The sequence below is a fragment of the Okeania sp. SIO2C9 genome, from assembly GCF_010672455.1.
Taxonomy (GTDB): domain Bacteria; phylum Cyanobacteriota; class Cyanobacteriia; order Cyanobacteriales; family Microcoleaceae; genus Okeania.
On sequence record NZ_JAAHGO010000004.1, the window covers coordinates 137,173 to 157,101 of the forward strand.

11 protein-coding genes and 1 pseudogene are annotated in these 19,929 nt (G+C 38.6%); 6 read left to right on the forward strand and 6 right to left on the reverse strand.

The features are described from left to right. Positions 1-404: 404 nt before the first annotated feature. The gene (locus F6K23_RS04805) at positions 405-10,226 is read right to left on the reverse strand and encodes an Ig-like domain-containing protein (protein ID WP_293151331.1); all 9,822 of its coding nucleotides are present in this window, start codon (positions 10,224-10,226) and stop codon (positions 405-407) included. 498 nt (positions 10,227-10,724) lie between these two features. On the opposite strand from F6K23_RS04805, the gene F6K23_RS04810 reads away from it, so the two are divergent. Next, on the forward strand, positions 10,725-12,461 hold the full coding sequence (locus tag F6K23_RS04810) for an iron uptake porin (RefSeq protein WP_293151334.1): 1,737 nt from the start codon (positions 10,725-10,727) through the stop codon (positions 12,459-12,461). 132 nt (positions 12,462-12,593) lie between these two features. Beyond that, a complete protein-coding gene (locus tag F6K23_RS04815; protein WP_293151337.1) occupies positions 12,594-13,358 on the forward strand; it encodes a hypothetical protein in 765 nt (254 codons plus the stop codon). 439 nt (positions 13,359-13,797) lie between these two features. Here F6K23_RS04815 and F6K23_RS04820 read toward each other — a convergent pair whose 3' ends face one another. Next, a complete protein-coding gene (locus tag F6K23_RS04820) occupies positions 13,798-14,178 on the reverse strand; it encodes a hypothetical protein (RefSeq protein ID WP_293151657.1) in 381 nt (126 codons plus the stop codon). After that, positions 14,168-14,449 (reverse strand): annotated as a pseudogene (locus F6K23_RS04825) (serine O-acetyltransferase); the annotation flags it as partial. The pseudogene F6K23_RS04825 and the gene F6K23_RS04820, both read right to left, overlap by 11 nt. Positions 14,450-15,270: 821 nt before the next feature. Between F6K23_RS04825 and F6K23_RS04830 the strand changes: the two are divergent. The 4 genes from F6K23_RS04830 (at position 15,271) to F6K23_RS04845 (ending at position 18,495) form a co-directional block, all read left to right on the forward strand. Continuing rightward, the gene (locus F6K23_RS04830; protein ID WP_293151340.1) at positions 15,271-15,888 is read left to right on the forward strand and encodes an alpha/beta hydrolase; all 618 of its coding nucleotides are present in this window, start codon (positions 15,271-15,273) and stop codon (positions 15,886-15,888) included. 87 nt (positions 15,889-15,975) lie between these two features. Beyond that, on the forward strand, positions 15,976-16,188 hold the full coding sequence (locus F6K23_RS04835) for a DUF2555 domain-containing protein (protein ID WP_287276330.1): 213 nt from the start codon (positions 15,976-15,978) through the stop codon (positions 16,186-16,188). 827 nt (positions 16,189-17,015) lie between these two features. Then, positions 17,016-18,224 carry a bifunctional phosphopantothenoylcysteine decarboxylase/phosphopantothenate--cysteine ligase CoaBC gene (coaBC, locus tag F6K23_RS04840; protein WP_367267618.1) on the forward strand — a complete coding sequence of 403 codons (1,209 nt, stop codon included), beginning with the start codon at positions 17,016-17,018 and terminating at the stop codon, positions 18,222-18,224. A 7-nt stretch (positions 18,225-18,231) separates the two neighbouring features. After that, the gene (locus tag F6K23_RS04845; protein ID WP_293151345.1) at positions 18,232-18,495 is read left to right on the forward strand and encodes a hypothetical protein; all 264 of its coding nucleotides are present in this window, start codon (positions 18,232-18,234) and stop codon (positions 18,493-18,495) included. Positions 18,496-18,859: 364 nt separating this feature from the next. Here F6K23_RS04845 and hisI read toward each other — a convergent pair whose 3' ends face one another. The 3 genes from hisI to F6K23_RS04860 are packed head-to-tail and all read right to left on the reverse strand — an operon-like array spanning position 18,860 to position 19,876. Continuing rightward, complete coding sequence (gene hisI, locus F6K23_RS04850; protein ID WP_293151348.1) at positions 18,860-19,345, reverse strand: phosphoribosyl-AMP cyclohydrolase; 486 nt, start codon at positions 19,343-19,345, stop codon at positions 18,860-18,862. A 56-nt stretch (positions 19,346-19,401) separates the two neighbouring features. Then, a complete protein-coding gene (locus F6K23_RS04855; protein ID WP_293151351.1) occupies positions 19,402-19,722 on the reverse strand; it encodes a hypothetical protein in 321 nt (106 codons plus the stop codon). Positions 19,723-19,735: 13 nt separating this feature from the next. After that, the gene (locus F6K23_RS04860) at positions 19,736-19,876 is read right to left on the reverse strand and encodes a hypothetical protein (RefSeq protein ID WP_293151353.1); all 141 of its coding nucleotides are present in this window, start codon (positions 19,874-19,876) and stop codon (positions 19,736-19,738) included. Positions 19,877-19,929 lie beyond the last annotated feature (53 nt).

Consider the following 19,929-nt stretch of genomic DNA (forward strand, 5'->3'; position numbering starts at 1 on the left):
TCCTGAGGACTGAGGACTGACTCCTCTGATCATACAATAACTAATTATCCGGATACTATATTACTCATTACTCATTACTCATTACTCATTAATCCTCAGTAATACGATAACTAATTACCCGGATTCTATATAAGGGGATAATAAATAAAAATTTTCATCTCTTTGTCAATCCTCTTCTTTTCAAGGAGAGGTAATTATTAATTATTCATTATTAATTATTCATTATTGAACTTTGCTATACAATACCGATGCTAGGGAACATAGGATTATATCATGTCCGGATAATTAGTGATCAAAAAACTTTCTCCTTCTCCTCCTCTTTCTTCTTTTCTCCTAACTCCTGACTCCTGACTCCTGACTCCTGACTCCTTATTCAAGTCCATCCGTTAATTCCCTCTTGACCACTAGATAGCTGAAGCAAAAAACATACTATCTAGTAAACTATCAATGCTAGTAATGTCCCCAACTAACTGAGTTTCAGGCATAGATGCTGGACTTATTTGACTAAAGGAGCGGTCACTGTCTCCCTTTGGTTGTAATGTAAACTGCAAATTATCAATACCAATTTCCGTAGATTCACTGCCAATGGCAATAAACTGCGTATTCTCTGGAATTGAAATACCTTGACGGCTAAAGTTAGTAAAATTATTTGGTTGGCCAGGAACCGGAATAGTCCGACTTAAAGTTGCTCCTTGGCCAATATCTTGACGACTTTCATTGAAAAACCTCACATTGTGACTTCTGTTAGGAGAAGCATAGTCCAACGAAAAATTACCAAACTCAATTTCACCTATCCGCTCGATAACTTCAGCTAAATCAATGACAATAGCATCTAACTCAAACCCGAATTGTCGGTCTGGTATATCGTAGGCAATAACAGTATCATTGTTAGTAGTACCATCAAATCTTCCTTGTCCTCCTTGATTCCTACTTACTAAAGCTACAGTATTAGCAGAAAATCGCAGGTTCGCAGGACCTTGAGGGGGATTAACTTGAACAGACCTCACAAAATCAAAATTGTTAAATTCACCATCAAAACCCAAAACCCTAGTAGTAAAAGGTGGAGGTGGTGGGGATATAATTTCATCATCATCAATAATTTCTAAAGTAGCAGGTTGACCAACAGTTGCCCCACCTGTAGCGTTACTTAAACTTAAATTGACAGTTTCCGTATTTTCGACTGAGTTGTCATTCACAATAGGAATATTAATAGTTTGTTGGGTTTGCTCATCTGCAAAGAAAATAGTTTCAGGAACAGGGTTGCCATAATCAATATCTTGAATAGCTGTACCATTGGAAAGGTTAATATTGGCACTAACTACTCCATCATTTCCAGCAGTACGAATTACTGTCACTGTAGCAGTGGGTTCATTTTCTGTAACGCTAAAAGTGGGGTTGCTAAATTGGAGAGTACCTGGGTTGGCAATGCTATAACCAAAGTCAATATTATTGAGGTTTTCTCCAGAAGATAGGGTGACAGAAAACTCTTGAGTTGTGAGAGTAGCATCAGTTTGAGGAGTAATTGTTCTGACGGTATAAGTATTTGGTAATAAGTTAGATAAAGTGTAGATACCAGACTGGTTTGTAACTGCTGTTTGTTCGTTGGGGTCAGGAATGCCATTTTGATTGGTATCTATAAAAACTGTGACATTTGCTAATGCTGTTTCTCCTGGTTCGAGAAAACCATTTTGGTTAGTGTCGTTAAATGTAATTCCACTAATACTGCCGGAAGGTGGGGAGTCTACAGTCACATTAACTGTAGCGCTAGAGTTGGGAGTATTATTATTGCCATCTGAAATTTGATAAGTGAAAGTATCTGTTCCGCTGAACCCTGGTAATGGGGTGTAGATAATTTGGTTATTGTTAATAGTGGCGTTATTTCCTGCGGTGGTTAAATTATCTACCACAATAATATTGAGAGATTCTCCTGTATCGTTCTCTAAGACATCTATAGTTATGGGAATATTTGCAGTAGTAGAAGCTGTGTCATTTTCTGCACTTGGAATTATTTGGTTTGGTGTTACTGTTATGGTAACTGTAGCGCTAGAGTTGGGAGTATTATTATTGCCATCTGAAATTTGATAAGTGAAAGTATCTGTTCCACTGAAACCTGGTAATGGGGTGTAGATAATTTGGTTATTGTTAATAGTGGCGTTATTTCCTGCGGTGGTTAAATTATCTACCACAATAATATTGAGAGATTCTCCTGTATCGTTCTCTAAGACATCTATAGTTATGGGAATATTTGCAGTAGTAGAAGCTGTGTCATTTTCTGCACTTGGAATTATTTGGTTTGGTGTTACTGTTATGGTAACTGTAGCGCTAGAGTTGGGAGTATTATTATTGCCATCTGAAATTTGATAAGTGAAAGTATCTGTTCCACTGAAACCTGGTAATGGGGTGTAGATAATTTGGTTATTGTTAATAGTGGCGTTATTTCCTGCGGTGGTTAAATTATCTACCACAATAATATTGAGAGATTCTCCTGTATCGTTCTCTAAGACATCTATAGTTATGGGAATATTTGCAGTAGTAGAAGCTGTGTCATTTTCTGCACTTGGAATTATTTGGTTTGGTACATCGTAGGCAAAGTTAATATTACTAACACTTTCACCAGCAGGAATAGTTACAGGAAATGGAAACTCTTGAAAAGGTAGGTCGGGAGAACGAATTGCTGTGAGAGTATATTCAATATTTGCTGGTAAATTGGAAAAGTTGTAAATACCTGATGAGTCGGTAACAGTTGTTTGTTGGATCGGAATATCGTTCTCAATGTCACTGAGAGTTACAGTAACATTATTGAGTCCAGTTTCCCCAGGGTCGAGAATATCATTATCATTTAGGTCGTCAAATACTGTACCGCTGATACTACCTGGAGGGAGGGAGTCAACTGTAACGGTAACAGTGGCAGGTTCGGAAATATTTTCTTCGGGGTCAATAATAGTGTAGGTAAATGTGTCTTCACCGATCGCTTCTGGTAATGGCGTGTAGGTAATTGTACCATTGTTGTTATTAGCGATCGCTCCATTGTTGGGGTCGGTTGTTGCCAAAATTTCTACCGGACTACCTTGGGGGTCAATGTCATTTTCGAGAACATTAATAGTTACAGGGTTACCTTGAGTTGTCGTGGCAGTATCAGAGTTAGCTATTGGACGCTGTTCTTCTGGTGAGAGGACATTAATAGTAACGGTGGCGATGTCTGTGTTATTATTACCGTCGCTAATAGTATAGGTAAATGTGTCTTCACCTATGAACCCGTCGGGAGGAGTATATAATAAGGTGGAATTTCCATTTTCATCGGTACTGAGAGTAACTGTACCACCTGCTGTAGAGTTTTCATTAAAATCAATAATATTAAGCTGGTCGAGTTCGGGGTCTGTATCGTTATCTAGGACATCTATATTTATCTGGTTATTAACTGTAGTGAGAGCTGTATCATCTACAGCGTCTGGAGCTAAATTTTCAATTTCGCTATCAATAATATTGACAGGGAGTATATTATCACTAGGAATATCATCTATAGTAAATGGTACATTTGCGCCATTATAGCTTTGGTCATCACTGCTAATAGTATGGGTAATATTGCTAATGTCAGGATCTTCTATTTCATCATCTACTACTTCATCATCATCTACTGCTGTAACAGTAACGGTTTGAGGAGTTAAGTCATTAAATGTAAGATTAATTGTATTGCTTAGTGTTTCGTCAGCATCACTGATAACTGTCTGACCATCTGAAGTAATTGTAATATTAACTGGATCGGTAGGAATACTATTAAGAGCAATTTCATAAGTATCACTCGTAGTTCCTTCCTCTCCAACATCAGTACTGCCATCTGTTTGAGTAATAGAAATTCCGGCAATATTGGTAGTGTTGCCGAAATTAATATTGGTGAAATTTTCCCCAGCAGCAGTAATAGTAATTGGTGTTTCTGGAGCAAGAGTCGGTCTGAAACCTTCTGGTACAACTTCCCGAACAGTGTATCTATCAGGGTTGAGGTTACTGAAACTATAATTCCCTAAATTATCTGTAATTTGAAATGGTTCGTCTAGGTCAAATTCTCCGTTTTCGTCTAGGTCTAGGTAAATTGTTACACCCGCTAACCCTGGTTCCCCTGCATCAAAAACCCCATCACTCTCGAGGTCGTTGAATTTTATCCCACTGATGCTACCTACAGGTATTATTTGAGATGTTTCAACTGCACCAATATCTGCAATAGCTGTACCATCTCCATTTCCATCAATAGGTCGCCCAATTCCTCTCTGATCCAAATCGAAAGTATTACTCGGAGCAGCATCAATAGCAGGACTACCAGGAATTAAGTTATGGGTTTCCGTCGGACCACCATTATTTTGTAGAGCAGTTTCTACTACAGACTCGATGGGAACATCTATAACATTCTCAATGCCCAAAAAACTTCCTGATACATTATTGCTATTATTCCCCACAATAATACTTTGCTCAATTCGAGTAGCACCACCTGCTATAAACAGACCACCACCGTCGCTAGCTGTATTTAAAACAATTGTGTTGCTAACAATATCGCTAATTGATGCTGGAGTATTTATATATATTCCTCCACCTAAACCAATACTTGTATTGCCCGAAATTGTACTATTATTAACTGTCAGTTCGCCATCAGCACCACCTTGACTAGATATAGCACCACCATTACCACTACTGTTATTACCAGATACGGTGCTATTGTTGACTGTGAGTAAACCGTCCCTGTTAGAAATACCACCACCATTAAATCCTTGACTATTCCTGATGGTACTATTATTTATCGTGACAATACCACCAATATTTCTGATACCTCCTCCTTCTTCCTCGCCAAAAACAAATCCATCAGCGATCGCTAAATCATTAATAGTAACTGTTGATTCTTGAATATCAAAAACACGACTGTCATTATTACCGCTAATAGTCAGATTATTTGCTCCTAGACCATTAATAATAATATTGCTAGTAATATCTAGTTCAGCATTTGACAGAGTAATTGTTTCACCGGATAAATTAGACTCAAATTCAATTGTATTTTCACCAGGGAAAGCATTAGCTTCTTCAATTGCTGCTCTCAATGTAACTATATTATCCCCAAGAGCAGTTTCAACTATTCCATTTCCGGGAATAAGGTCTCCTGCATCCCTCGTATCATTAACGATGAAGGAACTAACCTCAATATTAGCAATATTAAAATTTGGAAAATTGGTAGATGCAACATCAACCGTAATAGTAGGAATTGGAGCAGCTTGAATAAAATCAGGAGGTGGAATATCCCTAATATTATATGTATCTGGGAGTAGACTAATATTATTAAAGGAATAGAAACCAAAAGCATCTGTTACTGCTGTCGGTTCATCGTTGTCGGGAAAATTATTATTATTGATATCAATATAGACAGTAACTCCTGGTAAACTCGGTTCACCAATATCTAAGTTGCCATCATTGTCGAGGTCGTTGAATTTTGTACCGCTAATATTGACCAATAGTTCTGTTTCTATCTGAGATGCTTCAAACGCACCAACATCAACAACTGCTATACCATCTCCATCACCATCAAGAGTCCGGGGAAAACCATTACCACGTTGGTCAAATTGTACTCCAGGCAGAATATTAGCATTATTTCCCCCATCAATGGCAGGGTTATTAATATCCTGAATTAAAGCATGGGTTAACGTCAAACCACCATTATTTCCTAAATTTGGCTCGAGTACAGAACTCACTGGAACCTGCAATACTTCACTAGGAGCAAAACCGCTACTGCCAATAATATCGCCAACTAGGTTAGAATCATTGCTATTAAAAACTCCTACTAAAGTGTCGTTTAAATTCTCTGAAACATCCGACAGAATAATTGTTGATGAAGCATCAAAATTTCCAGCAATAATACTGTTGCTAACATTAGCAGTCCCACTATTAGCAATTCCACCACCATTGCCAATATTATCGCGGTCATTGTCAGCAATATTTTGAGTAATAGTACTGTTAGTAATTGTGGCAGTAGCTCCAACAAAGTTAATCCCATCATAGAAAGTATTACGACCATTATTATAAATACCACCACCACTAGCATTTGCACTGTTGCCAGAAATAGTACTGTCAGTCACTGTAACCGTACCATCATTAGCAATACCACCACCACTAGCATTTGCACTGTTGCCAGAAATAGTACTGTCAGTCACTGTAACCGTACCATCATTATTGATACCGCCACCAAAACGACTAGCAACATTTTCAGAAATAGTACTATTATTAACTGTAGCTGTACCATCATTATCGATACCGCCTCCATCAAAACCGGAAGTATTTCCAGAAATAGTACTATTAGTAACTGTAGCAATACCATCGTTATCAATACCACCACCACTTAGTTCAGCATTTGTAGCTATGTTATTACTGATGGTAGTGTTATTTACTTCTAGGACACCTGTATTAACTAAAATAGAATTGCCATAAGCATCAGGAGCGAAAGTATTATCATTAATGATACCAGCTCCAAAACTAGCAGTGTTATTGGAAATGAGACTATTGGCGATCGTTAAAGTGCCACCTTGAGTATAGACTCCACCTCCTGAAAGAGCTGTATTACCTGTGACTGTACTATTTGCTAATGTCACATTCCCTTCAATATTTCTGATACCTCCTCCACCTTCGTTACCAACTACTCCATCAGTAATAGTTAGACCGCTAATATTAACTGTTGGCGATACAGTATCTAATTGCAAGGCATTCAAAATTGGAGCGTCAATTATTGGTGGTTGAGGTGCTTGAATATTGAAAACACGACTAGCATTATTACCGCTAATAGTAAGATTATTTGCTCCTAACCCATTAATAATAATATCGCTAGTAATATCTAATTGAGTATTTAGAGTAATTGTTTGACCAAATAATAAATTCGGGTCGAAGTCTATTATATTCTCACCCGGTGAGAAGTTCGCTTGTTCGATAGCAGACCTGAGCGTAACTACACCCGTTGCTGTTAGGGGAACTCCATCATTTAAGTCAGCATCTCCTTCATCCCCTATGCTGTTAACAATAAAAGCACCAACAGGAGACTGTTGAAAATTTCCCAAATTGATATTAGAGATATTTTGGTCTGCTGCTACTGTAACAATAGGGTCTGGTGTAGTTTGAGTGAAACCTGTTTGTTGTACTTCCCTAACTGTGTAATTTCCTACGGGGATATTATTAATGATATAGCTGCCGTCTGTATTAGTTATAGCATTTGGTTCGTCTAACTCAAAAATATTATTATTATTCTGGTCTAGGTAAATTCTGAATCCTGGTAAACCTAATTCTTCTGGGTCTTGAAACCCACTTTGGTTATCATCTTGGAATTTTACCCCACTGATACTGCCTAACTCTGATGACTGAAAATTTCCCAAATTGATATTAGAGATATTTTGGTCTGCTGCTACTGTAACAATAGGGTCTGGTGTAGTTTGAGTGAAACCTGTTTGTTGTACTTCCCTAACTGTGTAATTTCCTACGGGGATATTATTAATGATATAGCTGCCGTCTGTATTAGTTATAGCATTTGGTTCGTCTAACTCAAAAATATTATTATTATTCTGGTCTAGGTAAATTCTGAATCCTGGTAAACCTAATTCTTCTGGGTCTTGAAACCCACTTTGGTTATCATCTTGGAATTTCACCCCACTGATACTGCCTAACTCTGATGACTGAAAATTTCCCAAATTAATATTAGAAATATTTTGGTCTGCTGCTACTGTAACAATAGGGTCTGGTGTAGTTTGAGTAAAACCTGTTTGTTGTACTTCCCTAACTGTGTAATTTCCTACGGGGATATTATTAATGATATAGCTGCCATCTGTATTTGTTATGGCGCTGGGTTCATTTGCATCTAGGATATTACTGTTGTCAAGATCAACATAAATAGTAAACCCTTCTAGTGGGGGTTCACCTGGATCGAAGAAACCATCACCATTGAGGTCGTTGAATTTTGTACCACTAATACTGCCACTCTGGGCAATATCGGCAATATTAGCAATATCTATATTTGTAAAAGTGGTAGATCCAGAGTTAACCGTAATAGTAGGAGCTGCAACAGTTTGAGTGAAACCAACAGGTGGAATATCTCTAATACTATATGTACCAAGGTCTAAGCTGATGTTTTCAAACAAGTATGACCCTTCACTATCTGTTACTACTGTCGGTTCATCGTTGTCTAAAACTTGATTATCATTAATATCGATGTAGATAGTAACTCCTGTCAAACCAGGTTCGCCAAAGCCTAAAATACTATTAAAATCTAAAACACCGTTGTTGTTGATGTCGTTGAATTTTGTACCACTAATTTGCAGGTTTGTAGGTTCTTGGGAACCAGTGACTTGTAGGCTGAAAATCTGCGTATCTGTAGTGTCACTGGGGTCGCTAACTGTAAGTTCAATATCGCTGTTACCTATATCTTGATCTGTAGGTGTACCTGTTAATGTAGCTGTACCATTTCCATTGTCATTAAATTCTAACCAACCAGGTATGTTACTGGAGCTAATATTTATCTGGTCTTCGTCTACATCATTGGCAGTAATTTGGTAAGTGTATAGTTGACCTACTGTAGCTGTTGTTGGCGCTCCACTCGTGAATACTGGGTTATCGTTAACTGGAGTGACATTGATGTTGAGAGTGTATGTTTCTTGACTGTTGAGTCCACCACTGTCAGTGACCCGGAATTCTAGGTTGGTGTAATTATTGCCGAACTCATTATGGTTGGGGGTGTAGAAAATGTCTTCAAGAACACCCTCGTTTGTGAATGTTTCCTGTCGTCCTAATTCTGGAGTTCTGGTTATGTTGAAGTTGCTGAAAAAGTCACCATCTTCATCTCGAAAGTTGAAAATTGATGTATTAAATTGAAAGGTAGTATCTTCTTCTATTGTAATCTCAGCATCTGCTGCAGTTGGGGGTGTATCTGTACTTCTTTCCCCGACATTAATATTAATTGTGTATTCTACACTATCAGCTTGACCGTCATTAACTGTAAATGTGAATTCATCGATGTTATTGCCTGCAGGAGTTGGTTCTATACTATATACCAGTTGGTCGATGTCACTAACGGGGATGGGGTTAGTGACTGGTTCATCGTTGAGAGTAAGACTGCCTAAATTTGGTTCTTGGGCGATCGTAATACTTGCTAGGTTGTCTCCATCTACATCTACGATAGGAAAGTTGCTTTCTTGGAATTGGAATTGTCCAGTGATATTTGCTTCAAAGCGAATATTATCATCTGTACTTACGGGAGGATCATTAACTGAATTGACGTTGATGGTGATTGTTACTTGATTGCTACTTTCTGTACCATCGTTAAAAATAACTGGGAATGTGGTGTAGTTGTCGCCATTTTCGTGAATTTCTGGACGATAGCTGAGAGTTCCTACTTGGGTAGCGCTGATAGTTTGACCAGGAGTTAATGGTGAACCTGCCAATAATAGTTCCCCTTGTTCAGGTAAATTCACGATTTCGATTTCGGTTAAAGGGTCACCATCGGAGTCTGTATAATCAAAATCAGTGATACTAAAGTTGTAGGTACTGTCTTCGTCTATGCGAATACTACTATTGTTAGCTGTTGGTGCGGTGTTGACAGGTTCAATTTGAGAAGCAAAGAGCAAATCTTCTGGCAAAACTCCCGGATAACTTACCAACACCTCTTCTCCAAACGCCAAATTATCCCCAACTTCCCCAACTTTAACCCCAAGTTCCCAACTACCACCTAATTCTGCATTACCCACAGGACCTACTGCACCAGCAACACCTACCCCACTCAACTCATGGAACCTTCCCACAAAAGCTTTCCCAATATCTCCCGCAGCTACCTCGCAACCATACAACAATATCCCACCAGTTCTAATGACCTCCCCCCATCTTTTAAACTCTGCTCCATATTCGCCTAGGTTGGAGAAGCTGAACTTGATGTTACCCAAATGCAAACTACCGGGGGAACCATGACAAATAATATGCAGACTATTAACTGGATAATCCAAAATAGCTCTAGTTATTTGCCTGACCTCATCTTCTTCCGAGTTCAAAATGACAACTTTTGCTCCTGGCAAAACCCCCGATGCTAACATTTGATAATTTTCTACCGTAGGGTCAATAATTACTAACATTCCCATACCAGGTGGCCAAATACTTACATAATAGTTATTATTTGTAAACTTTTTACAGAAAATTTCATGGTTGTGATTTTGGTTTAAAAAGTTCATGGTAAATATTTGTTAATCTGTTTTTCTCTGAGGATTTTTCTTAACCAATTGGATAGTAAATTTTGTATAACTTGCGTGCGAAAGACTGGGTTTAAAGGCTGCATCAAATAAATTAGCGATATTCAGAGAAGCTAATTCGCTATTAATTGTTATGACTACAACCTCTTGATACCAGTATTTATACTGCTTAGTTTTTTTGATTTGTGAATTTTATAATATATAAATAACTAACACAACGGCAATAAAAATAATATTAAATTTTATTTCTCCCCCACTCCCTGTACGGACGTTGCATGCAACGTCCCTACCCACTTCCCTGCTCAAGATACGGGTTGAAAAGTTTTTGAGAAATGAATGGTATTAGCTAGGGCGGATGCCATTCGCCCCTACAGTTGCTGGAACAAGATATTAATGATATAAACGTCTTAAATTATTATGTACTGAAAGCAAAGTACACCAATTTAAATAAAAATACCGATAAGATAAGGACAAAATAAAATGGGAAGTAAATTTTTATTATCTTTAATCTCAATATTTATTTTAGGAGTTCCTTTAACATGGGCAAAATCTGCAACTGGATTAACACAAATAAATTCTACAAAAGTTAAACCTCAAGATGAGTCTTTTCTCCATTTACTATCACCACCAATATTACAGAGTTTTAATAACTCCCAGTTTATTTCTTCAACAGTTAGAAAAAAAACCCTACAACTAGCACAAACATCAGATGAATATGACGACCTTTCAGAACTAGACCAAGTAAACTCCGTATCCCAACTCTCAGATATTCAACCCACTGATTGGGCATTTCAAGCATTACAATCATTAGTAGAACGTTACGGTTGTATTGCAGGATATCCAGACGGCACTTACAAAGGCAACCGAGCTATGACCCGATACGAATTTGCTGCTGGGTTAAACACCTGCTTAGATAGAATGACAGAATTAATTGGCCAGTCTACAGTAGACTTAGCGACTCGCGAAGATATGGCTGCCGTTCAACGTTTAGTCGAAGAGTTTGCTCCAGAGTTAGCTACCCTCCGTGGTCGAATAGATGTACTTGAAGCTCGCACCGCAGAATTAGAAGCAAACAGGTTTAATGGCACTACGACAATATTTGGTGGAGAAGTAATATTTGGCTTAACCAATGGTTTCGGTGGCGAGGACGTAGTCAATGCTTTTGGTGGACGTGGAGACGGAGACAACAACACAATTTTTAATTATCTAGTACGACTACAAACAGCTACAACCTTTACAGGTAAAGACCGCCTGCGAATAGAATTGGGTGCAGCAAATTTCAGTAGTCGTAGTTTTGCAGGTAGTCAGTCATTTAATACAGATATGGCAATTTTATCTTATCAAACAAATACAGATGATGAGTTTCAGATATTTAAGTTGGAATATCGTTTTCCCGCTTTTGGCGATCGCGTGGTCTTCACTTTCCGTCCTGTCAACTTCAGCTTAAATAGTGTCCTCACAGCTAACTCCCCTTATTTTGACGCAGGTCGTGGGTCTATTTCCCGCTTTACTGACTCTAGTCCCATATTTAAGATAGGTAGATTAGATTCTGGTTTGGGTTTTGACTGGTTAATTACTGATAAAGTACGTTTGCAAGTTGCCTACGGTACGCGGGATAGCGAAAACCCTGGCAACGGTCCTACAGGCCAAGGTGGTATTACTGATGCTGGTCACAGTGCCATGGGAGTCCAATTTTTAACTGTTCCATTTGATAATGTATTGACTGGTGTGACTTATATTAATGCTTATTCAGAAGACGGTTATTTAGATACATTTACTGGTAGCTTAAATGCTGATACTTCTGGAGGATTAGGTCTACCTGCTAATATTAATGCAGTAGGTGGTACAGTGCAATGGCGAGTTTGGGAGAAAATAACTCTAGGTGCTTGGGGAGGATGGGTATTTACAAATTATATTAATTCTGATGCTCATGCTACTTCTAATACTTATTTATTTTCTGTTGGTATGTCTGACCCTTTTGGTCGTCAAGGAGATTTATTTGCCGTTTTATTTGGTAAACCGTTAAAATTAGTTGATGGAGATAATGGCATTGAAGAAGATGAGGATACTTCTTATCATATTGAAACTTTTTATCGGTATAAAGTTAACGATTATATCACAATTACTCCCGGAGTTTTTGTAGTGACTAATCCAGAACATAATGAAGATAATGAAACAATTGTCATAGGAGTTTTACGGACAACTTTCCGCTTTTGACCTTGAAGAAGGAAGAAAAAATGGATGGGGACTCAAACTTCAACCAATTGTCAAGAAGGTGTAAGACAGTGGGGTATTAAACCCAAAAGAAAAAGATAAGTAAAATTAACAAAAAAAATTTAAGAAGGAAGAATGAATAAGGAAAAAGGAAGAAGCGGTGCGACCCTGCGTCGGCGACAGACGCAAGCGGTCAGACCCCGCGACGACCACAGCTCCCTTGCGGAACGCGCACCAAGAGAGGGAATGCTGACCAAGAGAGGGAATGCGCACCAAGAGAGGAAAAAGTTGATGGGGACTCAAGCTCCAACCAATTGTAAACACCTTGTAGACTGCGGAATATTAAACCCAAAAGAAAAAGATAATATCAAAAATAATAGCTTTTTGACAGAAGTAGGAAACAGAGAACACAGAATAGTAAAGGGGCAACAAAAAAGAGCAAAATATTTGGGGATAAATTCAATTAATAAATTGATATGTTTGTTTCTTTCTTCTTCTTTTTCCCTTGGGTTAATATCTGTAGCTTACGCTCAAGAAGAAAATTCTAGAGAACCAGCAAAACAACGTAAAATAAGCGTACCGTTTTTTGAAGAAGAGAGAAGACTAAATTTTACTAACTTTTCTAATACTTTTTTGAATGATGCTCTGGGTGGTACAGGTGACCCCATGGGTGGCGGTACTGCACCAGGTTCTGATTTTACTATGTCCCCTAATATATCAAATGTATCATCGGATTCGGAATTTTCCGACCCTTCTCGCGGAGTTCCCTCTCGTGGTGGAATAATGAGAGGTTCTCAACCTGCTACTGGTGGAACTGGCGATCGCGTATCACCTACACCTATAACTCCTATAACTGGAGGTGGAGGTAGAGGTATTTTTCAACAGTTACCACCGAGGTAGAAGGTTTAATTCTTTGATCGAGAAAGTGTTGCTGAATCAAGGGATGAATCTTTGGAAAGTGGAAATTTCATCTTCAGCTATTAGCAAATCTTTCTAAATTCTCTTTCCTTCAGAACTCAGGTAGGGGAACCGTATCTATATAGCGAGGTACAGGAGCTAGAGAAATAGAATAGGTGGAAATTTGCCTCCCCTACTCCCCTACTCTCCTACTCCCCTACTCCCCTACTCCCTACTCCCTACTCCCTACTCCCTAATCTCCTAGTGCCGCTACGCGGAAGTTAAAAGTCAAAATTCATGCATCGAGTGCTAATTGGCGAGGTGTCCTACGGGGCGCCTACTGTGCGGAAGTAATTCCGCACACAGCCCCTCCAGAATGTAAGACGCACATCTGACAGTCAATCATTTTTGATTTGTAATTGTTTTGGGATTTTGTAACTGGTCAGTTATTTCCGCCATCCTGCACTAGTAGACTTGACTGTAGCTTGGCGAAAACTGAAGCATAGTCATCATTTCTTTCTGGTAAAGCATTCTCAACATAAAGTGCTTTAGGCCAACGGTATTGATAGTATCCCATCGTCCTTAATTCTGCTGCTAGAGGCTCAAAACACTTTCTGACCTGTTCATCTCGACCAGCAACTTCCCGGTCGTAAACTAAAGATGTCATCACATACATTTCCCTACTATTAACACCATCTAAAACAATCATCGGTTCAAACCCGTAATCATTAAAAAAGTGTTCAATCACAGGAACAATAGTAAGTGCATCAGTACCAGAAGCAGGTGCTGTCACAGCTAGCCAGATAAAACCACGTTTCGCCAATTACTACACCCATGCCGTGGTCAATGAATGCACCCTTACCAATTTGAGCAGCAGGGTGAATTTAAATCCCAGTCAAGAAGCGAGCAAAGTACGAAATGAAGCGAGGAATTAAGGGAGTTTTTAAACCATGGAGACAGTGAGCTATCCGATAACACAGTAAGGCATGAAACCCTGGGTAACACAACAAAACCTCAAACCAGTTTTTAGCTGCTGGGTCACGTTGAAAAATAATCTGGAAGTCAGCTGATATCGTTCTCAGACAATTAAGCAGTTTGATCTGACTTGCCAACAAGAAATATCTATGAGATTCTGAAGCTACCAAATGCTTGTTAATTCTGGTTTCAGTAGGGATTAGTTCCCCAGTTAAGGACATTTTACCGAAAAATTGTGGGTATGCGCCTCCCCTTTTAAGGGGATAATAAGCGGTCGAGGGATGGCGAGGTCTCCTCGCCATGTCCAATCGACTCCTGTGAAGAAAAATTTTCATGAATTTGTCAATCCTCTCCTTGAAAAGAAGAGGTAATTATTCATTATTCATTATTCATTATTCATTATTAATTGTTGAATGTCTCCTTTTTACTGTTGTTTTTCTATTCTGCGAGTTGATATTTCTCAAATATAAAAGGTTATGCAAAAATTTGTCAGTATCTACTGTTGTAATATTAAACCAGCTTTTCTTCGGTATAGTTAGTCGGGAGTCGGGAGCGAAGGAAGAGTAGAAAAAAGTTTTTTATCGCGCTATTATCCGGACATGATTTAACGAACTCAGAACTCAGAACTCAGAAGTTATTTTTGTAACGAGGATTTGAGCAACTCTCCAAAAACCCGATCGCCTTAAAAGGCGGGGTTTTATACCCATATTATTTTGATAATAGGCGTTACATAGAGTGCCCATTGGAATTAGTGTGGAGAGTGTGGAGGGCGTTACATAGAGTGCCCATTGGAATTATAGTTTGAAAAAAAGAGGAAGTAAAAGATGTTACCTTATAAATAGATAGATATCAAATTGCTTCTATAAGTAACTGTGCAAAACTAATTTAATATTTGGTGCAGAATAGTTACAATAATGGAATTACTTTTGATGTCTTGATAATGACCCAATTAAGTTCAATTACTATCTCACCTAATTTAGAACCTACTGGTTTATTTGTTCTCTTACATGGCTGGGGGGCTAATTGTAATGATTTAACACCTTTAGCAACACAGTTGAATTTGCCTGATTATTGGTTTGAATTTCCAGATGCTCCATTGCCTCATCCTGAAGTTCCTGAGGGAAAAATGTGGTATGACTTATCAAATTTAGAATTCCAAGGTCTGGTTGAAAGTCGCCAAATATTAATTGATTGGCTAATTTCTCTAGAAAGTAAAACAGGGATACCTTTATCTAAAACTATTCTATGTGGCTTTTCTCAAGGTGGGGCAATGGCTATGGATGTAGGAGTAACTTTGCCAATAAAAGGTTTAATTATTTTAAGTGGATATCTACATTCTCAACTTCAACCATCAGGAGAAAAATTACCACCTGTGTTGGTTGTACATGGTATACAAGACCCAGTTTTACCTATTGAACAAGGAAGAAGAACGCGCGATACTTTCACAGATCTGGGGGCAAATATACAATACCAAGAATTTAATATGGGACATGAGATTATTCCAGAAATTGTGAAGTTAATGCGAAGTTTTGTTATAGATACTATGGCAAAAGCTTAGAAAGACTATTATATTAATTGAGGTGTGAATAGCACTGCATTTTAATTAATGCTTTCAGCAGATGCCATTTCAGGGAGGTCAGTTTTGATGCAAACTATAGCCCGTTCTTTACACGAGGTTGCTAATTTAACTGCGCAGGATGTAGCTAAGTTGGCTTTACGTTTGGAGGAAGATGATTATCAAAATCCTTTTGACGGGTTGAATGATTGGCACCTGCTACGAGCGATCGCCTTTCAACGTCCAGAGTTAATCGATCCTTATATCCATTTATTGGATTTAGAGCCTTGTGATGAGGCTTGAGGAAAATATGGGAACGCACAAGTTAGTAATTTAATCATTTTGTCAGATTTGAGAGTGTTGGTTTAGTACACAAGGTATTTTTAAGCTTGGATACTTTTTACCCAACACTCCTATTTATCTTAATCTTAATTATGTTTGAATACTTACTGATGATTTTAGTCAAATAGGAAACATTCATTTGATATGACAACTGCTTGGCGTTGCACAGTGACGAATGATTTTAGATTTTTGATGAACAGGATTTTGGATTAATCAATTACTAGAATGATTGATATTAGGTTTTTTTAGTCAAAGTCTAAACTAATTTTTGGCAATATCATTCCATAATGTGCGACCCCAACTGCTTAATGAAAAATATGGCGTTGCTCAAGAGTGTGTATGATATTAATTTTAATTACTTCAGAGTCAGTCCTCAGGAGGACTGAGTCAGGAGAAAGAAAAGTGTTTTTCGCTCAATTAAGTAAAGACAACATCTAATTTTGCTATTCAAAGAATGACTCTTAATTTACCTAAATTACTTATTTCATACCTCAAATCCGTTGGCTTCGGAGTAATATAATTCTGTTGATAGTCATACAATCGGTAAGGGCGCGATTCGGCAGCTTTGCGGAACGCAAATGGCCATTCGCCCCTACAGTATAGACTCTTATCTTTAAAGACTGAATAACACCGATGCTACCGGATTTGATATCATACCTCAAATCACCAATGCCAAAAATACTATATTAATTAATTATTTGCTTCTTCACAACTTAACGATCTAGAATTTCAACAATTAACAATTATTAATTAACAATTACCTCTCCTTTTCAAGACAAGAAAATATTATGGGTAGAAGAGTTTTAATCAGTATTTGTGGTGGTATAGCAGCTTATAAAATTTGTGAAGTAGTTTCTACTTTAGTTAAATCTGGAATTGAGGTGCGAGCAATTTTGACAGATTCTGCTCAACAGTTCATTACACCTCTAACTTTATCCACTCTCTGTCGTTATCCAGCTTATACAGATCGAGATTTTTGGCAGTCTACTCACGGACGTCCATTGCATATTCAGTTGGGTGAATGGGCAGAAATAATAGTCATTGCTCCTCTAACAGCAAATACTTTGGCAAAGTTAGTATACGGTTTAGCAGATAATTTGTTAACTAATACAGTGTTGGCTTCTAGTTGCCCAATTTTATTATCTCCGGCAATGAATACTGATATGTGGGAACAACAGACAGTACAGCGAAATTGGCAACAAATATTGACTGAAAAAAGATTTTATGGTATTAGCCCAAATATGGGAATATTAGCTTGCGATCGCATTGGTCAAGGCCGGATGGCGGAACCAACAGAGATAATCACAAATATAGAATCTTTGTTATATACAGCAGGTAAAAGAGATTTAGTAGGTAAGAGAATATTAATTAGCGCGGGTGGAACGCGAGAACATTTAGATCCTGTGAGGTATATCGGCAACCCTTCTACGGGTAAGATGGGTATAGCTTTAGCTAAGGCGGCATTGCATCGAGGTGCAAGTGTAACTTTGGTGCATAGTATTTCGGGAGAGTTGCTGTTATCAGGGATAAAAACTGTGGAGGTGGTGAGTGCTACTCAGATGCGACAAGCAATGTTATCTAATTTTGGTGAGGCAGATATAGTTGTGATGAGTGCAGCAGTAGCAGATGTTAAACCTGCTGAGTATAGTAGTGAGAAATTGCCAAAGCGATCGCTACCAGATTTATTACCTTTGACACCTGTACCAGATATTGTAGTGGAGTTAGGACGGTTAAAGCAGCGCCAGCAATATTTGATTGGGTTTGCGGCACAGACTGGAGATATTGTTGCACCTGCGTTAGAGAAGTTGCAGGTGAAAAATTTAGATGCTATTGTTGCTAACCCTATTGATCGAGAGGAAGCTGGTTTTGGCAGTGATACAAATCAAGGAATTTTTCTAGATGCTGAAGGTCGTCGGCGAGATATTCCGTCTTGTAGTAAGTTAGAAATGGCTCATAGTTTGTGGAGTTTTGTCTTGGAGAGTGGAGTGAGGGAGTAGGGTAGGTGTGGGAGGTGTGGCAGGTGTGGTAGGTGTGGGAGGTGTGGGGAGATGGGGAGATCGAGAAAGATTTGGCAATGGCGCTATAATAGAATATTTTTTTATAGAACCCCTAAGCGTATCTTTTCAGGAATTGGTTATACTAAGTAGCGATGTAGCTGCCGCACTTGCTCCGCCAAGGCCAATTATGATAACCAAAAGCAGGGTAAATGCCAGCCTTCAAATCGTAGACGGTCACGCCACAGCAATACATAGTTACTCTACCTGGTAGAAGAGTTACAAAGGGTTCGAGGCGACTGGTTTGGGTATTGTAAATTTTTAACTCCCCCGGCGGGAAGTCCCGCGCTCTCCCGAAGGGGAGCGTCGTATGGGAAAGCCGGGCGTTGTATTTGTTGTTCCTATGCGAATTTTTTCTTTATTCTCTTTATAGAATACATATTATAGTTATTTTACTATAGTTATTGACAATTGCAAATATAGTCACTATAATTGTTACCAACACAGGGGGAGGACATCACCTCTGTTAAAACAGCGGCCAGGGTTTCTCTGGCTGAAGAATCCCGCTTTGTCGCGCCAGCGCAACGTCGGGAGTATGTCAAAGTCATCGATTTTATCTAAAACGGTGGGAGTGTCAATTACAATTGTGTCGGGTTAGGGGCATCACCATAAACGGCTTTTGGATCAAATGTTTTCTTGGTTTCAGTAAAAGTTAACTGTAGTGGTTGCTGGGAATCAATAGCACTTTTTCCCGTAGGAATACGGCGATAAAAACAAGAACGATAACCCACGTGACAACTAGCCCCCGAACCAGCTACTATAACCTGCATCCAGAGACAATCTTGGTCATCATCAATTGTTAACTGCGCTACTTTTTGCACAAGTCCACTGGATTGACCTTTATGCCATAGCTGCTGACGACTGCGACTGTAATAATGAGCTTCTCCCGTTTCAATGGTTTTAACTAACGCCTCTTCGTTCATATAAGCGTGCATCAGCACTTCACCCGTGTTGACATCTGTGGTAACTACTGGAATTAAACCATTGGCATCAAATTTGGGCGCAAGTAACAAACCTTCTTCAACCTGTTCTACGGAAGTGCGGGCAGTAAATAGGGGATTCATATTAGCTAAATTTTGTAATTTTGACAATCATTATAGCATATAAAACAGTTTTTAATTTATCTAGAAACTTTTGCAGTCAGGCGATCGAGCAGTTGATTTAAATAATCGGACAGATGGGAATATTGATGGGGTTCATTCAAGTCTTGGCAATCTGTATTAAACTCGCAGTCTGGTAAAATTTTTCCCGTGTTGCCATCGACAAAAACATTCCAATATTTACCGACCAAACCGACAATACTAATGTTAATCATCCACTCATGATTATCAAAACAGGTTGCACCTACAACCTCAAACAATTGACGATGTTCTGGAAATACTTCCAGATTGGACAAGAGATAATCGAGGGCTGTTTGTTTGATAGTAGTTAATTCTAACATATAGGTGTAATTTTCAAGTATTTACATAGGTAGTATGGTTAACTTTTCCGTTTAATTCGGTATAAAAAAATGTTCCATCTTCAACCATTACCAAATATTTCTGGATCTCCCCATCTCCCCATCCCCCCATCTCCCCATCCCCCCATCTCCCCATCCCCCCCATCTCCCCATCTTCCCATCTAATTACACCAATGCTACCGGATTTGA

Coding starts and splice junctions, on each gene's coding strand:
- F6K23_RS04835 (WP_287276330.1), top strand. CDS start 15,976: ATGCAAACTATAGCCCGTTCTTTACACGAGGTTGCTAATTTAACTGCG.
- F6K23_RS04815 (WP_293151337.1), top strand. CDS start 12,594: ATGAATAAGGAAAAAGGAAGAAGCGGTGCGACCCTGCGTCGGCGACAG.
- F6K23_RS04805 (WP_293151331.1), bottom strand. CDS start 10,226: ATGAACTTTTTAAACCAAAATCACAACCATGAAATTTTCTGTAAAAAG.
- F6K23_RS04830 (WP_293151340.1), top strand. CDS start 15,271: ATGACCCAATTAAGTTCAATTACTATCTCACCTAATTTAGAACCTACT.
- coaBC (WP_367267618.1), top strand. CDS start 17,016: ATGGGTAGAAGAGTTTTAATCAGTATTTGTGGTGGTATAGCAGCTTAT.
- F6K23_RS04860 (WP_293151353.1), bottom strand. CDS start 19,876: ATGGGGAGATGGGGGGATGGGGAGATGGGGGGATGGGGAGATGGGGAG.
- hisI (WP_293151348.1), bottom strand. CDS start 19,345: ATGAATCCCCTATTTACTGCCCGCACTTCCGTAGAACAGGTTGAAGAA.
- F6K23_RS04810 (WP_293151334.1), top strand. CDS start 10,725: ATGGGAAGTAAATTTTTATTATCTTTAATCTCAATATTTATTTTAGGA.
- F6K23_RS04855 (WP_293151351.1), bottom strand. CDS start 19,722: ATGTTAGAATTAACTACTATCAAACAAACAGCCCTCGATTATCTCTTG.